At 42.4% G+C, this 17427-nt stretch carries 11 protein-coding genes and 1 pseudogene; 6 read left to right on the top strand and 6 right to left on the bottom strand.

What is annotated here, in order from left to right; translation table 11 throughout:
• Positions 1-217: 217 nt before the first annotated feature.
• A complete protein-coding gene (locus DP117_RS22255; RefSeq protein ID WP_339381372.1) occupies positions 218-1654 on the top strand; it encodes an LCP family protein in 1437 nt (478 codons plus the stop codon).
• 733 nt (positions 1655-2387) lie between these two features.
• On the opposite strand, the gene DP117_RS22250 is transcribed toward DP117_RS22255, so the two are convergent.
• Both DP117_RS22250 and DP117_RS22245 read right to left on the bottom strand, forming a co-directional pair.
• Positions 2388-2789 (bottom strand): biopolymer transporter ExbD, encoded by a 402-nt coding sequence (locus tag DP117_RS22250; protein ID WP_169220419.1) that lies wholly within the window; start codon positions 2787-2789, stop codon positions 2388-2390.
• Positions 2773-3426: a MotA/TolQ/ExbB proton channel family protein gene (locus DP117_RS22245; protein ID WP_169220418.1), complete on the bottom strand. Its 654-nt coding sequence runs from the start codon at positions 3424-3426 to the stop codon at positions 2773-2775. Before DP117_RS22245 ends, DP117_RS22250 begins: the two co-directional genes overlap by 17 nt.
• 287 nt (positions 3427-3713) lie before the next feature.
• Between DP117_RS22245 and DP117_RS37040 the strand changes: the two genes are divergently transcribed.
• Positions 3714-5411 carry an energy transducer TonB gene (locus DP117_RS37040; protein ID WP_169220417.1) on the top strand — a complete coding sequence of 566 codons (1698 nt, stop codon included), beginning with the start codon at positions 3714-3716 and terminating at the stop codon, positions 5409-5411.
• A gap of 434 nt (positions 5412-5845) precedes the next feature.
• Positions 5846-6970: a D-glycero-beta-D-manno-heptose 1-phosphate adenylyltransferase gene (rfaE2, locus tag DP117_RS22235; protein ID WP_339381371.1), complete on the top strand. Its 1125-nt coding sequence runs from the start codon at positions 5846-5848 to the stop codon at positions 6968-6970.
• On the opposite strand, the gene wecB is transcribed toward rfaE2, so the two are convergent.
• Both wecB and DP117_RS22225 read right to left on the bottom strand, forming a co-directional pair.
• Positions 6965-8071, bottom strand: a complete 1107-nt coding sequence (gene wecB / locus DP117_RS22230) for a UDP-N-acetylglucosamine 2-epimerase (non-hydrolyzing) (RefSeq protein ID WP_169220416.1) — start codon at positions 8069-8071, stop codon at positions 6965-6967. The genes rfaE2 and wecB overlap by 6 nt on opposite strands.
• A gap of 220 nt (positions 8072-8291) precedes the next feature.
• Positions 8292-9451 (bottom strand): annotated as a pseudogene (locus DP117_RS22225) (RNA-guided endonuclease TnpB family protein).
• Between the two features lie 405 nt (positions 9452-9856).
• Between DP117_RS22225 and DP117_RS22220 the strand changes: the two are divergent.
• Both DP117_RS22220 and DP117_RS22215 read left to right on the top strand, forming a co-directional pair.
• Positions 9857-10762 (top strand): alpha/beta hydrolase, encoded by a 906-nt coding sequence (locus tag DP117_RS22220; protein ID WP_169220415.1) that lies wholly within the window; start codon positions 9857-9859, stop codon positions 10760-10762.
• A 455-nt stretch (positions 10763-11217) separates the two neighbouring features.
• Positions 11218-12804 (top strand): B12-binding domain-containing radical SAM protein, encoded by a 1587-nt coding sequence (locus DP117_RS22215; RefSeq protein ID WP_169220414.1) that lies wholly within the window; start codon positions 11218-11220, stop codon positions 12802-12804.
• Between the two features lie 81 nt (positions 12805-12885).
• Here the strand turns inward: DP117_RS22215 and DP117_RS22210 are convergent, their stop codons facing one another.
• A complete protein-coding gene (locus DP117_RS22210; RefSeq protein WP_169220413.1) occupies positions 12886-13458 on the bottom strand; it encodes a GNAT family protein in 573 nt (190 codons plus the stop codon).
• Between the two features lie 328 nt (positions 13459-13786).
• On the opposite strand from DP117_RS22210, the gene DP117_RS22205 reads away from it, so the two are divergent.
• On the top strand, positions 13787-14521 hold the full coding sequence (locus DP117_RS22205; protein WP_169220412.1) for a DUF429 domain-containing protein: 735 nt from the start codon (positions 13787-13789) through the stop codon (positions 14519-14521).
• Between the two features lie 49 nt (positions 14522-14570).
• On the opposite strand, the gene glgP is transcribed toward DP117_RS22205, so the two are convergent.
• Positions 14571-17147: an alpha-glucan family phosphorylase gene (gene glgP, locus DP117_RS22200; protein ID WP_169220411.1), complete on the bottom strand. Its 2577-nt coding sequence runs from the start codon at positions 17145-17147 to the stop codon at positions 14571-14573.
• Between the last annotated feature and the right edge of the window lie 280 nt (positions 17148-17427).

Below are 17427 nucleotides of genomic sequence, written 5' to 3'. Positions count from 1 at the left end.
TTCAGTACAAATCAATTGCTATCAAGTATTTTCTTTTTTTGCTAAAAAAGATACTTTTTTACTTTTCTGTTATTCCTACCCTAAGACAGTACAAAGAAAAGACGATTAACGATAAAAATATAGATAGAAATAGTTTGATGACCTACTTTAACTCTATAAATTTATCGGAATATTTTCAGTTAGTACAAATCAACTAGTAACTGCTCAAAAAACTTCTGTGACAGAAAATCATCCTTCTCATAAGAATAACACAAAAGGTTGGCTGGGGTTGTGGCTGGGTTTAACCGGAGTTGCAATTATTTTAGTAACAGCAGGAGAACTGTTGACACATTCTTTAACTAGTAGACCTTTAATGCAAGCAGAATTGAGTCCACAGGAGGCGGCTGTGTTTGATAACGAGCGCATTTCTGGGCAAGGACCACAATTTTCTGAGTTAACTCGCCCCGTAAATGTTTTAGTTATGGGAATGAGTGTCCTCTCATCAGATATTCAAAGTTCTCCTAAAAAAACTAAAAATCTAAAATACCTACCCCAGGTAAACTCCTTTAACGGTCTTTCGGATGTCATGCTTTTGCTGAGATTTGATCCAGAAAAGAAAAAAATCATCATGCTTTCTATTCCAAGAGATACTCGTGTTTATACTGAAGATCATGGTGTTAAAAAAATTAATGCCGCCAATATTCAAGGTGGACTTGCTTTAAGTGCCAAGACTGTCAGTCAATTGCTAGGAGGAGTTGAAATAGACCGATATGTGCGGATTAACGTTTTAGGAGTTAGTAAGCTGATAGATGCTTTGGGAGGAGTGACGGTTGATGTCCCGAAAGATATGAAGTATCAAGATGATTCCCAGCATTTATACATCAATTTGAAAGCTGGAAAGCAGCATCTTAATGGCGACAAAACATTACAACTGTTACGCTACCGTCATGATGGGCTTGGGGATATTGGTCGAGTTCAACGACAGCAAATGGTTACCAAGTCACTTATCGAACAAACTCTTAATCCAAGTCTTATAGGACGATTACCAGAAATTATTAAAGTCATTCAATCCCACATTGATACGAATTTGACAGTTGAAGAATTGATGACACTCGCAGGCTTTGGAATGCAAAACAATGGCTCAAATAATGTAGAGATGTTTATGCTCCCAGGTAGATATAGCCAGAAAGGAGAACTTGATGCTAGTTATTGGATACCAGATAGCGATCGCATCACAGCTATGATGACCGAACGTTTTGATTTAGAGCCAGTTCAGACATCACAAGCATCCTCGCCAAGTACTTTACAAATAGATATTCAAGATACTACTCTTAGCGATCGCACCAGTGTGCAAGATTTCATCACAAAATTACAACAAGCTGGTTACACCAACGTTTATGTGTCTAACTCTTGGAGTGAGTCTGTCGATGTCACTAAGATTGTTGCCCAACAAACAGATAGCGCAAGTGCCGAAGCAATTCGTAATATTTTGGGATTTGGTGAAGTTCAAGTGCCAAATACTCCTTACCTCGACTCGCACATCACTATTGTGTTGGGTAAGGATTGGTTGGACCAACAAGATAGCGGTTTTCAATTGAGTACAATACATCAAAAAGTTCAACAACCGCAGATAAACACAGATGAATATCTACTTTATACAGACGAGAATCCCTAAATACACTTGATTTGTCTTATTTAAATGTTCAGTCACAAATAACAAAATCTTAACTATAACGCCAGTTTATCCTAAGGATGGGTATGATTATGCCTAAACCGACCGATGTAAAATAAATAATATCAAGTTCGCTTAATCACTTCATCCGAACTTGATAAAATATGCGTTCTTTATGATTTATATTCTCATTAAGTCAGGCGAAATAAGGTGCGCAAGAGCGCACCTTTGTGTGATTTCATTGTAGATGTACAATTGACGTACTCTCCTGACTAAAGTCTAGGAGATTCTTAAAGGATATTACGATGTAGGCTAAAGCCATACATCTTCATCCTAATTCCTGTTTCTTAGACTCTTAACTAGATTGTTGCCAATCCCCGTCAGACCCTCCGGGGATGACCTGCGGTCACGCTGCGCTAACGCCAGTCGCCTGCGGAGGGTTTCCCTCCCGCAGCGCTGGTCTCACCGTCTCCGCAGGCAATTTAGTTTAAAGTCAACGACGCGTCCCACCGCTGACTGAAACATTATTTTAGACTAAAATTTGTCTTTACAGCAGAATTAATTCTGCGTCGTGGTTTTCATCCGACGCATTGTCCCCGAAAATTTTGGGCAGCCTTATTAGAACGGGTACTCGTCTTGGAACACTAATTAACGAAACAAAGGCTGCCCAAAATTTTTACGTGTAAGACCCCCGCCCAGGCTTAAAAGCACAGGGTTTTCAACCTACCCTCTATAACTATGGTTTTTGGGTGGCGATCGCTAATTTTGCTCCCTCCACTCGCCGCACTAAATCCATCACCGCCACCACTTGACCGTGATTCACCCCTTCATCTGCATTGATCACAACCATCATTTGTTGTTGCGGTTGAACTTTTTGTCGCACACCGTTTTCCAACTGTTCTAGACTAATTAACTGCTTATCCAAGAACATTTTCCCACTCTTATCGATTGTCACTGTGACTTGTGCTGGGCGTTCTGCTTGTCCTGTCGCCGCTTTGGGTAAGTTGACTGGTAACCCTTCTGACCGTGTTAAAAACAGCGTTGACATGATAAAAAACGTTAATATCGCAAATATCACATCAATCATTGGCACAATATTAATCTGTGCAGGTATATCTGGTTCATCTTGCAGACGCATAAGTCTTGTCTCCTCGTTCATAGCGACGGCGATAAAGTAATTCTAACTGTCCGCCATACTCCTGAATGAGCGCAATTTGGCGCTGGTAAAGTCCCCGGAATGTGTTGGCAAATAGGAGTACAAAAATAGCAACAACTAATCCTGATGCAGTAGAAACCAACGCTTCACTAATACCAGCCGTCACACCTGCTGTTTTAGAACCTCCGACATCACCAATGTTGAGTGAGGCAAAAGAGACAATCAATCCCAAAACAGTTCCCAGAAGTCCCAACAGTGGTGCAAGAGAGATGATTGTATCAAACAGGTTCTGAAAGCGCTTGAGCAAAGGTATCTCGGCTTGTGCTTCACTTTCTAATGCCAAACGGAATTCTTCTGGAGTTGGTTCCTCAAGTTCTAAAGCCGTTAGAAAAATCCGTGCAATAGGTAAATCTGCATTTTTATGCAATGTATCCATTGCACCAACAACATTGTCGCGACGGTAAAGGTTCAACACCTCTCTTACGACGCGGTTATGCCGAGTATTAATTTTTATCCAAAATCTAACGCGCTCGATAATCAAAGCAACTGCCAGTACAGAGAACGCCAGCAGCGGCCACATCACCACACCGCCTGCCTCAAACAAATTTTTAATCGCCATGTACTATTCTCTCAAGCCACTAATTTTGTTAGATTATCAGATTTTCTCCGGCAACTGATATAAGTTCTCAATATAAATTCAAGAGATGAAAACCAATATCGAACGAAAATCTGTGTCAAACGTTGTTTCTCTATGATTGACGTAAATTTTTCTAATTTTTAGAAATTCCAAATGTAATTTACATTTCACTTTATATTAAAGTTATTCATGATCATAATAGCCTAATTGACATTTTCTTGTAAATGTTTTAATCTACCCAAGTTGCTGATAATAGATTGCATTTAACTATGAGCTTTTCTGGTACGGCTATAGAGCAACGGGGTAAAGAAGAAAAGGCACTTAGGGCATTTCTCGCTTTCAGTGTGATCGCATCGTTAGGGCTGCACGCGAGTGTACTGGCTTCCGGTATAGTAAACAATATTTTGAACCTAGGGCAAGAAATTGACAAAGAACCTATAGAAGTGGCGATTATTGAAACGCCTGCTCCAAAACCAATAGAAAAACCTAAAGAGCTAGTCAAACCTCCTCAAGAGCCTCCGAAACCAAAGGCTATAGTGCCAATTAAACCCCAACCAGTTGAACAACCAAAACCAGTGCTGCCAAAGCCTCCTGTGCTTCCACCAGTGGTGCCCAAGCAAACCGTGGTTGTGCCCAAACCACCAGTAGTCCCTAAGCCACCAGTGATCCCCAAGCCACCAGTGGTCCCCAAACGAACGTTGGTAGTCACGAAACCTGTAGTACCGCCGCCAAAAATAGTCACACCACCAGTAGAGAAACCAGATCCAAAGCCTTTACCGAAAATTCCTCAATTAGATACACCAATAGATACACCAAGCAAACCTGATCCTGCTCCAACACCACAACCTGATGAAAATCTGAAACAGACGTTGCGGACTTTGCGAACCCCCAGAGAAATTCCAGAACCTTCTGGCGGTGGCGGTGGCGGTGGCGGTGGCGGGGGTAATAGTCCCCGTATTGCCACTGGTTCAGGAGAAGGTACTGTGAGATCTGGCACAGGTACAGGTACTGGCATTGGTACTGGTAGTGGCTCAGGTATCGGCTCAGGTATTGGCTCAGGTATCGGTTCTGGTAGTGGCTCAGGTATCGGTTCTGGTAATGGCTCAGGTATCGGTTCAGGCACTGGCTCAGGTAGTGGCTCAGGTATCGGCTCAGGTATCGGTTCTGGTATAGGTTCCGGTACTGGAAGTGGACAAGGAAGTGGTAAGGCACAAGTAGCGACAGCTCCCAAACCAAGAACCCCTGCCCCCACACAGTTGGATTTTACAGAGTGTGTCAGATGTGATATCAAGTATCCAGAAAAATCTAAACAGCGAGGTATCGAAGGTAGACCTGGTATTGCTTTTGATGTTGACAAAAATGGTAATGTTAACAACATCCGGCTTGTCCGCCCTAGTGGTCACAAAGAGCTAGATCAAGCACTGATAGACTCTGCAAAAGATTTTAAATTAAATTCCGCAGCCTTTGGTAGACAAAACGTACAATTATTTGCAAATTTCACTCTCCAGGGGTCAAGGAGTGAGCGAGAAGCTCTGCAACGTCAAAGAGAAAGACAAGAAAGACTAGAGGCTCAAAGAAAAAGACAACAAGAAGCACAACAGAGAAACCGCGAACCTGTTGCTAATGAGGAAGAAAATTCTGGACGTAAAAGACGAGCCTTCTCAACAACTCCAGAACTAGTCCCGCAAACCACGCCAGAAACTGGAATCGGTCGCGGGCAAGATGTACCAAGTACACCTACAGAGTCAAATTCCGAACAAGCAACTCCACAGCCACCGACTTTAACTCAACCACTAGAGCAAAATTCTTCTTCCGAGCAGAATGAACTCCAACCCTCCGGTCGGCGCAAAAGAAATCTAGACACATCTGACAATCCAAACGATTTGGGTGAGCAATTACGTAGAAGTCAAAATCAATCTCAGCCATCTGAAGAGGTACCGTCGAATACTGGTGGAAACAATGAATAAAGCTGGATAACAAAGTTATGCAATATAGACTTGGCGTAGACGACGCACTTATCTACACAAAACGCGCAATCCTTGCCAAACAAGGCTGGATTTTTAGTATTAATCGACAATTACTTCTAATAAACTGCTTGATTTGGCGCATTTCACGATTTATCGTGGAGCGCAGAACGAGTACCCGTAGAGGATTGCGCGTTTTGTGCAGGTTTTCCCCCGGACGATGCTAGCCTGTGGACTGGTGAGTGCCGACACCGCCAGTCCTGTTGCAGGAAATAACCGAAACTCAAGCTCTGCAATTAGTACCAGTCATCTTGTTGTATAGAAAAGTCTAGTTGTGAGCAGCTTTGAGCAGGTGTTATGTAACGGAGCAAAAAACCTTCTTCCAATTCGCCAGCAATATCATAAAGAAGCAGGGAGTATGAAATGGAGTAAACTAGGTGAAGCCAGATTTACAAATAAGTGAAATATGGAGTGCTTTTGTTGCAAAAGGTATCACTCGTCCTCAAGTGATCGTGATTGGCGAAGCGATGCTTGATTGTCATTTGCAAGGAGAAAATCTTGGTAAGATTGAATCACTTGCACCAATAGTAACAGTCAATGACCGTAAACAAATTCCAGGTGGTGCAGCAGAGATTGCTTTCTCTTTCAAAAATCTTGGTAGTCAAGTGATATTGCTCTCAGTGATTGGTGAAGACTTGGAAGGGCACTCATTGCGGCAAATCCTAGAAGAAAGCGGAATCACGACAAGTTATCTGCTAACTCACACAACTAGAAAAACACTAACCAGGCAAAGAGTTTCGGTAGAATCACAATTATTAATAACAATAGATTCTGGCAGCACTGATATTATTGACTCTTGCACAGAACAAACTCTCATTAATCAACTCAAAAGCTATTTCACCGAGTGTGATGCTGTTATTGTTTGCGATTATGGCTATGGAATTGTGACACAGAAAGTGAGGCATATAATAGCACAACTTCAGCAAAACTTCCCCCATATTTTTCTTGTTGAAAAACAAACAAGAGAAGTCACAAAAGTTAAAACTGCTTCATCCTCTGATTCCCCACTCTCCACCTTCAACAAACACATCTGTGACTTAGAGCAACTCCTCGCCCTTGTTACCTTCCATCGCATTGCAGGATGTAAAATAGTTTTCACCAATGGCTGTTTTGATATACTTCATGCAGGGCACGTTTTCTATCTCCAACGCGCCAAGGCGTTAGGCGACATTCTGATTATTGGTGTTAATTCTGACAACAGCGTCCGGAGTCTGAAAGGACCAACTCGTCCTATAAACCCTTTGGAAGATCGCATTCAGGTTCTCGCCGCTTTAGGTTGCGTTGACTATCTGATTCCCTTTGAAGAAGATAGCCCAAGTCACCTCATCCGTAAGCTTCAACCGAATATTTACGTCAAAGGAGGTGACTATACAAAAGAAACTTTGCCAGAAACACCTGTAGTAGAAGAATACGGTGGAGTGATTGAATTTTTGCCCTTTTTAGAAAATCGTTCCACAACTAAAACAATTGAGCGGATTTCCCAAAGCAAAAATAACTCATGAGAGATAATTTTGTACAATTTGCAAAATTCGCTTTGCTGCATGACCATCTCCAAAGGGATTAATTGCGTTTGCCATTGCTTGATAAGCAGTAGAATCAGAAAGCAATTGGGCTGCACTCGCAAAGATTTTCTCACTTTGAGTTCCCACTAGTTTAGCAGTACCTGCAGTGACTGCTTCAGGTCTTTCAGTTGTTTCTCTTAAAACCAAAACTGGTTTTCCAAGACTGGGTGCTTCTTCCTGTAAACCGCCAGAGTCAGTTAGTAAAAGATGCGATCGCATAATCGCTCCTACCAATTCAGCATAATCTAAAGGTTCGGTAAGAAAAACGCGGGGATGGTTTCCCAATGTTGCTTGCAATGGTTCTCTGACTATAGGATTACGATGCAATGGCAGTAGCAAAGCTGTATCAGGGAACTTATCCAGTAACCATAAAAACCCTTGAGCAATATCATGCAGTGGTTCTCCCCAATTTTCACGGCGGTGAACTGTTGATAGCAGGACACGATATTTTTCCCATTCTAATCCAGATATATCACAGGCAGGAACACTTGCAGCAACAGTTAATAACGCATCAATCACCGTGTTACCTGTCAGGTGAATTTCGCCCAAAACGCCAGAACGTTCCAGATTTTTTACTGCTAAAGATGTTGGCGCAAAGTGCAATTGAGTCAGTTGAGAAATCAGCCGTCGATTAGCTTCTTCCGGATAAGGATTAAATAAGTTATCTGTCCTTAATCCAGCTTCTACATGTCCTACAGGGATTTTTTGATAAAATGCAGCCAAAGTTGCGACAAAAGCCGTAGTTGTATCTCCCTGCACAATCACTAAATCTGGTTTATTCTGTTGGAATAATTCTTCCAAACCTCGTAAACTACGACAAGTAATATCACTTAGAGATTGCTTAGGTTGCATAATCTCCAAGTCATAATGAGCTTTGAGGTTGAACAGTTGCATCACTTGTTCAACCATCTCGCGATGCTGTCCTGTCAAAATAACTTGGGTGTTAAAACTTGAGGAGTTTTGGAAAACCTGAATAACTGGAGCTAGTTTGATTGCTTCCGGACGAGTACCTAAAATAATATAAATTTGCTTTTTAGTCATTAGTCATTAGTTCATACAGGACTTACGCAAAAGTAACCCGGTTTTTACCAAAAATTATTCTGTTTCGCAACCAAATACGAACGAAGAAACCGGGTTTGGTGGCAGATAGTGTGTCAGTCCTATAATAATCATAATTCCAGCGGAATTCGTCAATGGTCATGACTCCCAATTGACTAACTTTGCAGTTGCTAATCGAGGAGATTTGCAAGACTGCGCCGCCTCACCAATACGAGTTTGACACTCCCCGCGTCTTTAGACGCGGGGATTCTTGGTTCGTTGACTCGCCATTAGACAGCAGGCTCGCGCCAACCGCCCAAGAGGGCAAATCTCCATGCCAGACGCTTCAAGTCGGCAGAGCCGCCCAACGCGCTGGCTCCCAAGCGTAAGTTCCCGTGTGCCCCACGGTACTGAGTCCTAATCTCAAAATGTTGATGGCTGCGTTCACATCTGTGTCTTCTACATATCCGCAGTGTGAGCAAACGTGGGTTCTTGTAGACAGAGACTTCTTCACTTTCTTTCCACAGCTAGAGCAATTTTGACTTGTATTATGGGGTGGCACAGCAACTGTAACCTTTCCATACTTGTGACCAAAATACTCTAACCATGACCGGAAAGTTGACCAGCCAGCATCACTGATTGATTTAGCCAGATGACGATTACGTACCAAGCCTTTCACATTCAAGTCTATGCCCTTCGGGCACGCTGCGCTATCATAGGCTACCAAATCGTTAGATTGGATGACGGAGTATGCAACACGCTTGCAATACTCTTTTCGTTGCCTACTTACTCTTAAATGCTTCCGGGCATATCGATTTCTAGCTTTGTGATTGCAAACTGAGCATAATACCCATCAGCACGACGTACCAACCGGACACGCTTAATCTGCTTAATGTCGTAGTAGTTAAGGTCATAGGTTCCTTTTAACTTCAAAATTCCTATTTCTTTTTTGTCTGAGAAAGTTATGGCTTTACGGGTATTTGATAGCTTCCATCCTGAAGTTTTGTATTCAACAGAACGGCAGTGTTTTTTAAACTTTGGAAAACCTTTCTTGCCCTTAACTTTCTTTTTGCAGTTATCGTAAAACCGCGCTATTGCACTCCAAGCACGTTCCGCCGCAGATTGACGAGCCATTGAATTGAGTTCATTAGCAAAAGGAAATTCGGCAGCTAGTACAGCGCAATATTTATTTAAATCGTACCGATTCAAACTCTTATTTTTGTGAGGCAGTGCGTTGGGCGGGTCTCCCGACTTGTAGCACCTGCCGTTATCCATCCAGTATCTGAGACACTTATTTTGAATGAACTGCGATGTCCGAATGGCGTCATCAATCGCTCTGTACTGCTTTTCTTTTCCTTTTACTTTAAACTCGTAAATTATCATCGGCTCGACCTAACCAACTATCTCTTTATGTTAGCGCAATCTACATAAGGCGATAGTGATTAGCATCACAGCAGGCTAAACCCTGCCTTGTGGTCTTCATCCCTTGCCTGAAGTACGGAGGACGGCACTACGTGCCTGCTCCTCAAGGGTTTTCGACCTACCCCTTATAAAACTAAGCAGAACCCTCACTAAAGCGATTTGTCTTTAAATAGACATCTCCAGAAATGAATTATGCGTTACGTGAACCCCTTGTCTTGACGTTACATGTAACGTCTCTACATTGTTTTCCAACAGATGTCTAATAAATGAGTCTTGACACATATCTAGATTTAACTTTAGAACGATGTCGTTTCCTAGCTGCTGTCTCCACGATGGAAATGATGATGCAGCAGACGAGGTGTTTTTATGTTTTTACCCCCTGGATTTGGTGAGAAATATGTGATGACCGCACTGGGAAGAATGGTGTACTATACTGCTGTTGGAAAACCGTGGTCTGATACAGATATTGAGCAATCAAGTGATAAGACATTAGTTTTCTTACACGCGTTTGGTGGTGGTTCTTCTGCTTATGAGTGGTCTAAGGTTTATCCAGCTTTTGCTTGTGACTATCGCATCATAGCACCGGATTTAATAGGGTGGGGACGCTCTGACCATCCGGCTCGAACTTATCATGTCGATGACTACATTAAGACCATTATTGAGTTTATAGAGAAGACTTGCAATGGTCCGGTTAGTGCGATCGCCTCTGGACTCACTGCTGCTTTTACCATTCGCGCTGCGATTCTTCGCCCCGATTTATTCAAATCTTTAATTTTGACCACACCAGCAGCTCTTGGGGAATTTGGACAAGATTACAGTAAGAGCCTCTCTGCTCAAATTGTCAACATCCCAATTGTAGATCGGTTGCTTTACATGACTGGGGTTTCTAGCAGTTTTGGTATTCGCAGCTTTTTAGAACAACGTCAATTTGCCCGTCCAGAAAGAATTTATCCTGAAATTGTTGAAGCATATTTGCAATCTGCCCAACAGTTTAATGCGGAGTATGCTGCTCTAGCTTTCGTACGTGGTGATTTATCCTTTGATTTGTCTCAATATATTACTCAATTGACCATCCCTACAGCTATAATTTGGGGGCAAAACTCAGAATTCACAGGACCAGAAGTAGGTCACCGTCTTGCAGAAATGAATCCTCAGGCAGTTCGCATCTTTTATCATTTAGACGATGTGGGTTTTACTCCCCAACTGGAGCTTCCTGGCGTTACTATTGGGCTAATTCATAAATTTTTGCCTTTGCTAGATCAGTCTGTTTAAAGAGCATTTGCTTTTCAAGCAGACTGAAATATCAATTTAAACAAGAAACAATGAAGGTGTCAGGAGCCAGAATAAAAAAAGTTAATTCCTTTTTCTCCTGATTCGTGAACTACCCACACCAAACTGAGTACAGCTAGGGTATTCCTCCGGGCTGCATGTGGCGTCCGCGCTGGCTGACTATTCTCAACAAGACCCAAAAAACCGGGTTTCTTAACCAGAAATTAAGCTTTTTACGAGCAGATATTCTCAAGAAACCCGGTTTTTCAATTCATGCAAGATCTGAGCCTCCGACTAACGGCTTCGCAGCCAGCAAAATATGAAAGAAACACCTTTTTCCCGTGATCCTCCTTTCATAACTTTTTCGTTACAAAAATCGATAAAAATTAAGCTCTCTTGAGATTAAGCAGCAGTAACCTGGGAATAAGTAATTTTTGATATTCCGGGGTAAGCGCTTTATGAAAGCTTTACTACTCTGGCCGATAATGCCCAATTCCTTTTGGTCTTACCAAGAAACGCTTGATTTAGCAGGTTTACGTGCAACAAATCCGCCGTTGGGTTTAATTACAGTAGCAGCAATGTTACCTGCTGATTGGGAAATCCGTTTGGTTGACCGTAATATCCGTCTAGAGACTGATGACGATTGGGCGTGGTGCGATTTGGTAATCATTTCTGCGATGATTATCCAGAAAAAAGATTTTTGGGAGTTGATTCAAAAAGGAGTTGCGTTAGGGAAAAAAGTTGCAGTTGGTGGTCCTTTTCCTACATCAGTACCAGAATTTGCCTTAGAAGCAGGAGTACACTATCTCATTTTAGATGAGGGAGAATGTACCATCCCCATGTTTTTAGAAGCTTTACAACGGGGTGAAGAACGAGGGATTTTCCGTTCACCAGAAAAACCCGATGTCACTCAGACACCAATAGCCCGTTTCGACTTGCTTGACTTGGATGCTTATCTGGCAATTACCGTTCAGTTCTCGCGTGGCTGTCCTTTCCAGTGTGAGTTTTGTGACATCATCAATTTGTATGGACGCAAACCCCGCACTAAGACGCCAGAGCAAATGTTAGCTGAGTTAGAAGTCTTGTATCAAATGGGATGGCGGCGATTGATATTTATCGTGGACGACAACTTCATTGGTAACAAGCGCAATGCCAAAGTTTTCCTACGCGCTTTGATTCCCTGGATGAAAGAGCGCAACTACCCATTTATTCTGCTAACAGAAGCATCCCTCAATCTAGCAGAGGATGAAGAGTTAATAGACTTAATGGTGCAAGCTGGGTTCACAATGGTGTTTATGGGCATTGAAACACCAGATGTAGAAAGTCTACAAACCATCCATAAAGAACAAAACACACGCCAGTCCCTGATAGAATCGTGTCATAAAATTACTCGTGCCGGATTACAGATTATGTCTGGCTTTATCATCGGTTTCGATGGCGAGAACTCTGGTGCAGGGCAACGCATTCAAGATTTTGTAGAGGAAACTGGTATTCCTCAGGCTCATCTGAGTTTGCTACAAGCATTGCATAATACTGCTATGTGGAATCGCCTTAAGCAGGAAGGACGGTTGTTAGAAGAATTAGGCGACTACTTTACTTTCCAGAAATCTCTAATCAACTTCACACCTACTCGTCCAATGGAAGAAATTGTGACGGAGTATATCCAGGCTTTCTGGAACTTGTATGAACCACTGCCATATCTCAAGCGCACCTTCCGCCACTTCAGTATGATGGAGGGCAAGAAGCGTCCTAGTCAAAAACGACCTTTTGGTTGGCATGAATTGAGGTTATTCTCAACAGTTTGCTGGCGACAAGGTTTTGTTCGCTCAACACGTTTTCGCTTCTGGTGGCAAATGCTGGCAATGGCACTCCAGCAACCGCATTTATTTTATGACTACTTTGTTGCTTTGGGTATTGGCGAACACTTCTTCAACTTCCGTCATGAGGTGAAAGCACAACTAGAAGAACAACTGGAAGCTTGGAAGCAAGACAAGCAAGAACAACAAAAGGAGGAAGTAAATCTTCAGTTGTCACCTCTTAGTTGAATAAGATAGTTTATGTTTCGTGCAAAGATGCAAAGTTGTTCTTTGCACCTTTGCACAAGAAAAAGTTTCATTCATATGGCTTTACTCCCAAATACGAAATTCTTCTGCTAGAAGACTGAAAAGAAAATCATCATACAATTTACCATCCAATTCATGATGCTGGCGTAGACAACCATCTTGCTGAAATCCCAAAGAGGTTAATAAAGCAATTGAAGCTTGATTAAAAGCACCCGTTTGTGCCATCACTTTGTTAAATTTTACTGTATTAAATAAATAACTAATAAGCAATTGTAGAGCTTGTTTTGTGTAACCTTGTCTTCGATAGGGTAAACCAGTAAGATATCCAATTTCTACAGAGCGATTTCTTATATTGAAATTAAAGCAGCTAATACGACCAACTAATTGATTATCTGCTATTCGACGAACAGCAAATTTACAAGGTTTTCTGTCTTTAAATTGTTGTCTTGACTGTTCAAAAGAAAGATTTTGAATTGGTTTACAGGTCATTTGTGCTTCTTGTGATTGCACAAACCACAGATACAGTAACTCTAAATCTTCTTCTTGCAAATGTGTCAAGCGTACAAGTGAGCCTTCTGGAAACTGCCAATGTTCATAATTGAGTTTAGCAGGTTCGATAAGTGATGTTGAAAGCATATCTTGAATTTTGTTCTATCTTTAATTACTGGTATAAATAGAGATACATGACAAATAATTGACATTCATAATGATAAGTAAAGGGGTAGACTTAGAGCCATATTTGTAGCGACCTGGACCACAGAATAAATCAATATAAGCAATTTTTTGCCCTCTTTTTTTGCTTGTGGGATAATTATCTTTGCCCACGATAAAAAGTATTTAGCAACTATTTCAGCTTTAATTAAGGACTGTTCTCTAGACTCATCAAAGAAAGAAGTGTTAGTCATAATTTCTAATCAAAAGTACGATAGTCTCGTGTTTAATAGCGTATCTCATTAATCCAACGATGAAATTTCTCGGAATTGACTTAGGCTGGAAATCCCAACCCAGCGGCTTATGTTATTTACAATTCATAGACGGAAAACTGCAAATACAAGACTTAGCTCGCAAAGAATTCATTACAGATATCCTTTCCTGGATTGATACTTGCGTTTTACCAGAAGAACCTGCCATTATCGCCGTAGACGCACCCACCCTCATTCCCAACGCCACAGGAAGTCGTCTACCCGATAAACTAACCCATAAATATTTTGGTAAATATCACGCTGGATGCTACCCAGCAAATCTCGGCTTACCTTTTGCAGAAAGGACAGTAAAATTTGGCTTAGAATTAGAAGCTCGTGGTTTTGCCCATGCACCAACTATCGAACCACAAAAACCAGGCAGATATCAAATAGAAGTTTTTCCCCATCCAGCCATAGTTCATTTATTTGGTTTAGAACGAATTCTTAAATATAAAAAAGGACGCCTAAGCGATCGCCGCCTCGAACTCATCAAACTCTATAATTACATCACACAAATCTTACCCTCTCTCCATCCTCCTCTGCGTCCTTGGTGTCTTGGCGGTTCGTTTCTTCCCGAAATTCCTACCACAGGCGCAGCCCTCAAAGAAGTCGAAGACAAACTCGATAGCCTTATCTGTGCTTATGTCGCTGCATACTGGTGGTATTGGGGGGAGCAACGTAACTTGGTGCTTGGCAATCGCACCACAGGTTACATTGTCATCCCCTCAAAAAGTTAAAAGTCGAAAGAACTTCTTTTCACTTTTAACTTTTCAGTTTTTACTTAATTTACTGTGCCCAAACAATAAGCCTTGGCTCATAAGGACTAGAGAGGTCTTTGTGGTTTGGCAACACTCGCAAAGACAAGCCTTGCAAACCAGATGTATTGTACACGATATTAGCCGTGTAAATACTTAATCCGTCTTTCTCTTCTCCTTGATAATCCATTACCACAGGTACACCGTTGACAATATCGCCATTAGCATCAATGGCACCTTGGTACAGTTCTACCTGCACATCCTTGTTAGTTAAAGTTGCCAGGTCAACTTTGGCTTTGACATTAACAGTTTGGTCAACCTTAATATCTGCTCCTGAAGAGACTTCAACATCTTTGATTTTGATATCGTACCAATGTGTAGTGAGATTCTCTTTCCAAGCAGCTAATTCTTTAGCTGGAGCATAGTTATTAGCAGTGAGAGTTTGGTAGCGATCGCTTGCTGGGAAATAAGCCCGTTCTGCGTATTCTCGCACCATCCGTGCCGTATTAAAGAACGGACAATTTAACTGAATTGCGTCTTTCATTTTAGCAATCCAGTGGCGAGGCAAACCATCGACATCCCGGTCGTAGAACAGGGGAACAACTTCTTTTTCTAGCAAATCATAGAGTGCATTTGCCTCTATTTCATCTTGGTAATTGGGATCGTCATACATTTCCCCATGTCCAATTGCCCATCCAGTACGGACATAATCAGCTTCATCCCACCAACCATCTAGTACGCTTAAATTCGGCAAACCATTCATAGCTGCCTTCATACCACTTGTACCAGAGGCTTCCCGTGGACGACGCGGATTATTTAACCAGACATCACAACCAGCAACCATCAACCGAGCGATATGAATATCGTAATTGGGAACAAACACAACCTGCTTTTCCAAGTGTTGTTCATCGATGAAGTGATTGATATCGCGGATAAGTTCTTTGCCAGGAATATCTTTGGGGTGTGCCTTACCAGAGAAAACAAACTGAACCTTACGGTCTTTGTTACCCAACAAAATCCGCTTAATCCGCTCAACATCCCGCATCCATAGAGTAGCACGTTTGTAGGTTGCAAAGCGACGAGCAAAGCCAATGGTGAGAACTTTGGGATCGAGAACTTCTTGTGCTTGAGCAATTTCTGAGGCAGAAGCACCACGGTCTTTTAAATGCTTCACCAGACGCTCCCGGACATACACAATCATATCCAAACGGCAGCGTTCGTGATTGCGCCACAACTCCTCATCAGGGATAGCGTCCATCCGTTCCCATATAGGGTGATCAGGCGGCGCAGATGACCAGCTTGGTCCTAGATAGCGATCATATAACTCCTGCGTTGATTTAGCAACACAACTTTGAGCATGAACGCCGTTGGAAATTGCTTTAATCGGGACTTCCTCTGTGGGCACATTACGCCACAAACCCTTAAACATTTGCCGTGACACAACACCATGCAGCTGTGCAACACCGTTGGAGGATGTCGCCATTTTCAATGCTAGAACTGCCATACTAAAAGGCGCAGATAAATCTCCAGTATTTTCGCGCCCCAAAGCTAAAAATTGGTCTTTATTTAATCCAAAGACTTCAGCATAATGTCCCAGGTAGTACAAAATTTTGTCTGGAGGGAACAAATCAATTCCCGCAGGTACTGGCGTGTGAGTTGTAAAGATATTACTAGAAGCCACTACCTGTTTAGCTTCAGCAAACTTCAGTCCCTCTTCCCGAAGAAGAATACGAATACGTTCTAGAGCAGAGAATGCCGCGTGACCTTCATTCATATGATACGCGGTAATATTGTACCCCAGAGCTTTGAGCATTCGCACACCACCAATACCCAGCAAGATTTCCTGGTGGATACGCATATCGATATCACCACCATAAAGCTGGTCTGTGATGTCGTGGTCGTAAGGATTATTAGGTTCAATGTTAGTATCGAGCATATACAGAGGAACTGATCCCACCTGTACGCGCCAGACTCTAGCATAGACAGTACGCCCTGGATAATCCACCTCAATTCGCAATTCTGAGCCATCAGGATTGCGTTCGAGGTGCAAAGGCATATTATAAAAATCGTTGATTGGGTAGCGTTCTTGCTGCCAACCATCAGCATTCAGATATTGAGCAAAGTAGCCTTGTTGGTAGAGTAAGCCCACACCAACCAAGGGTAGCCCTAAGTCGCTAGCAGATTTGAGGTGATCCCCAGCAAGAACTCCCAAGCCTCCAGAATACACAGGCAAACAATCTACAAGCCCAAACTCAGCCGAGAAATAGGCGTAGTATTCTTGTCCTTTGTCATTTGAGCTATGACTAGTTCTTTGTTTCTGATACCAGGTGCGCTCTTGTAAATAATCCTCTAACTGGCGCGCCGCCCGATCCATTTGTGCCAGGAAGCCTTCATCTTCGACAACTTCCAAAAGACGCGCTTGGCTTATAGTACCGAGCATCAAAACTGGGTTGTGATGGCTGGATTCCCATAAGTCAGGATCTAAGCGTCGGAATAAGTCTTTCGTCTCAACATTCCAATCCCAGTACAAGTTGTATGCCAACTTCCGCAACGGCTCAAGTCGCTGCGGTAGTGAAGGGGAAACATTAAAAGTGCGAATTGGCTGCATAAGTTAGCGAAACTATAGCTTTAGCTAAGGTTATTGTTAACTGTATTTCCTCTATGCTGCCAATTCTTTATACTATGTTTGTAAAGTTACGATAACATTGTTAAGCTTTGAAAAGTATTCTCAGTTTTATAAAGGGTAGCCTGAAAACCCCTTGGCTTCAGCCAGGGGCGGGGGTCTAACACGTAAAAAATTTAGCCATGCCGAGGGACTAAGCGACAAAAAATTGCCAGCACGCCACATGCGGGACTGCCGGGGAACCAAGCGTCGAGCAGTGGCTCCT

Origin of the sequence: Brasilonema sp. UFV-L1, assembly GCF_012912105.1 — a bacterium.
Taxonomy (GTDB): domain Bacteria; phylum Cyanobacteriota; class Cyanobacteriia; order Cyanobacteriales; family Nostocaceae; genus Brasilonema.
The sequence above is the reverse complement of the archived record's forward strand: the minus strand, read 5'-3'. Positions and strand labels throughout refer to the sequence as shown.

Excerpts from the sequence above, each read along its gene's own strand:
- DP117_RS22250 (WP_169220419.1), bottom strand. The coding sequence starts at position 2,789 with ATGCGTCTGCAAGATGAACCAGATATACCTGCACAGATTAATATTGTG.
- DP117_RS22245 (WP_169220418.1), bottom strand. The coding sequence starts at position 3,426 with ATGGCGATTAAAAATTTGTTTGAGGCAGGCGGTGTGGTGATGTGGCCG.
- DP117_RS37040 (WP_169220417.1), top strand. The coding sequence starts at position 3,714 with ATGAGCTTTTCTGGTACGGCTATAGAGCAACGGGGTAAAGAAGAAAAG.
- wecB (WP_169220416.1), bottom strand. The coding sequence starts at position 8,071 with ATGACTAAAAAGCAAATTTATATTATTTTAGGTACTCGTCCGGAAGCA.
- DP117_RS22220 (WP_169220415.1), top strand. The coding sequence starts at position 9,857 with ATGTTTTTACCCCCTGGATTTGGTGAGAAATATGTGATGACCGCACTG.
- DP117_RS22215 (WP_169220414.1), top strand. The coding sequence starts at position 11,218 with ATGAAAGCTTTACTACTCTGGCCGATAATGCCCAATTCCTTTTGGTCT.
- DP117_RS22210 (WP_169220413.1), bottom strand. The coding sequence starts at position 13,458 with ATGCTTTCAACATCACTTATCGAACCTGCTAAACTCAATTATGAACAT.
- DP117_RS22205 (WP_169220412.1), top strand. The coding sequence starts at position 13,787 with ATGAAATTTCTCGGAATTGACTTAGGCTGGAAATCCCAACCCAGCGGC.
- glgP (WP_169220411.1), bottom strand. The coding sequence starts at position 17,147 with ATGCAGCCAATTCGCACTTTTAATGTTTCCCCTTCACTACCGCAGCGA.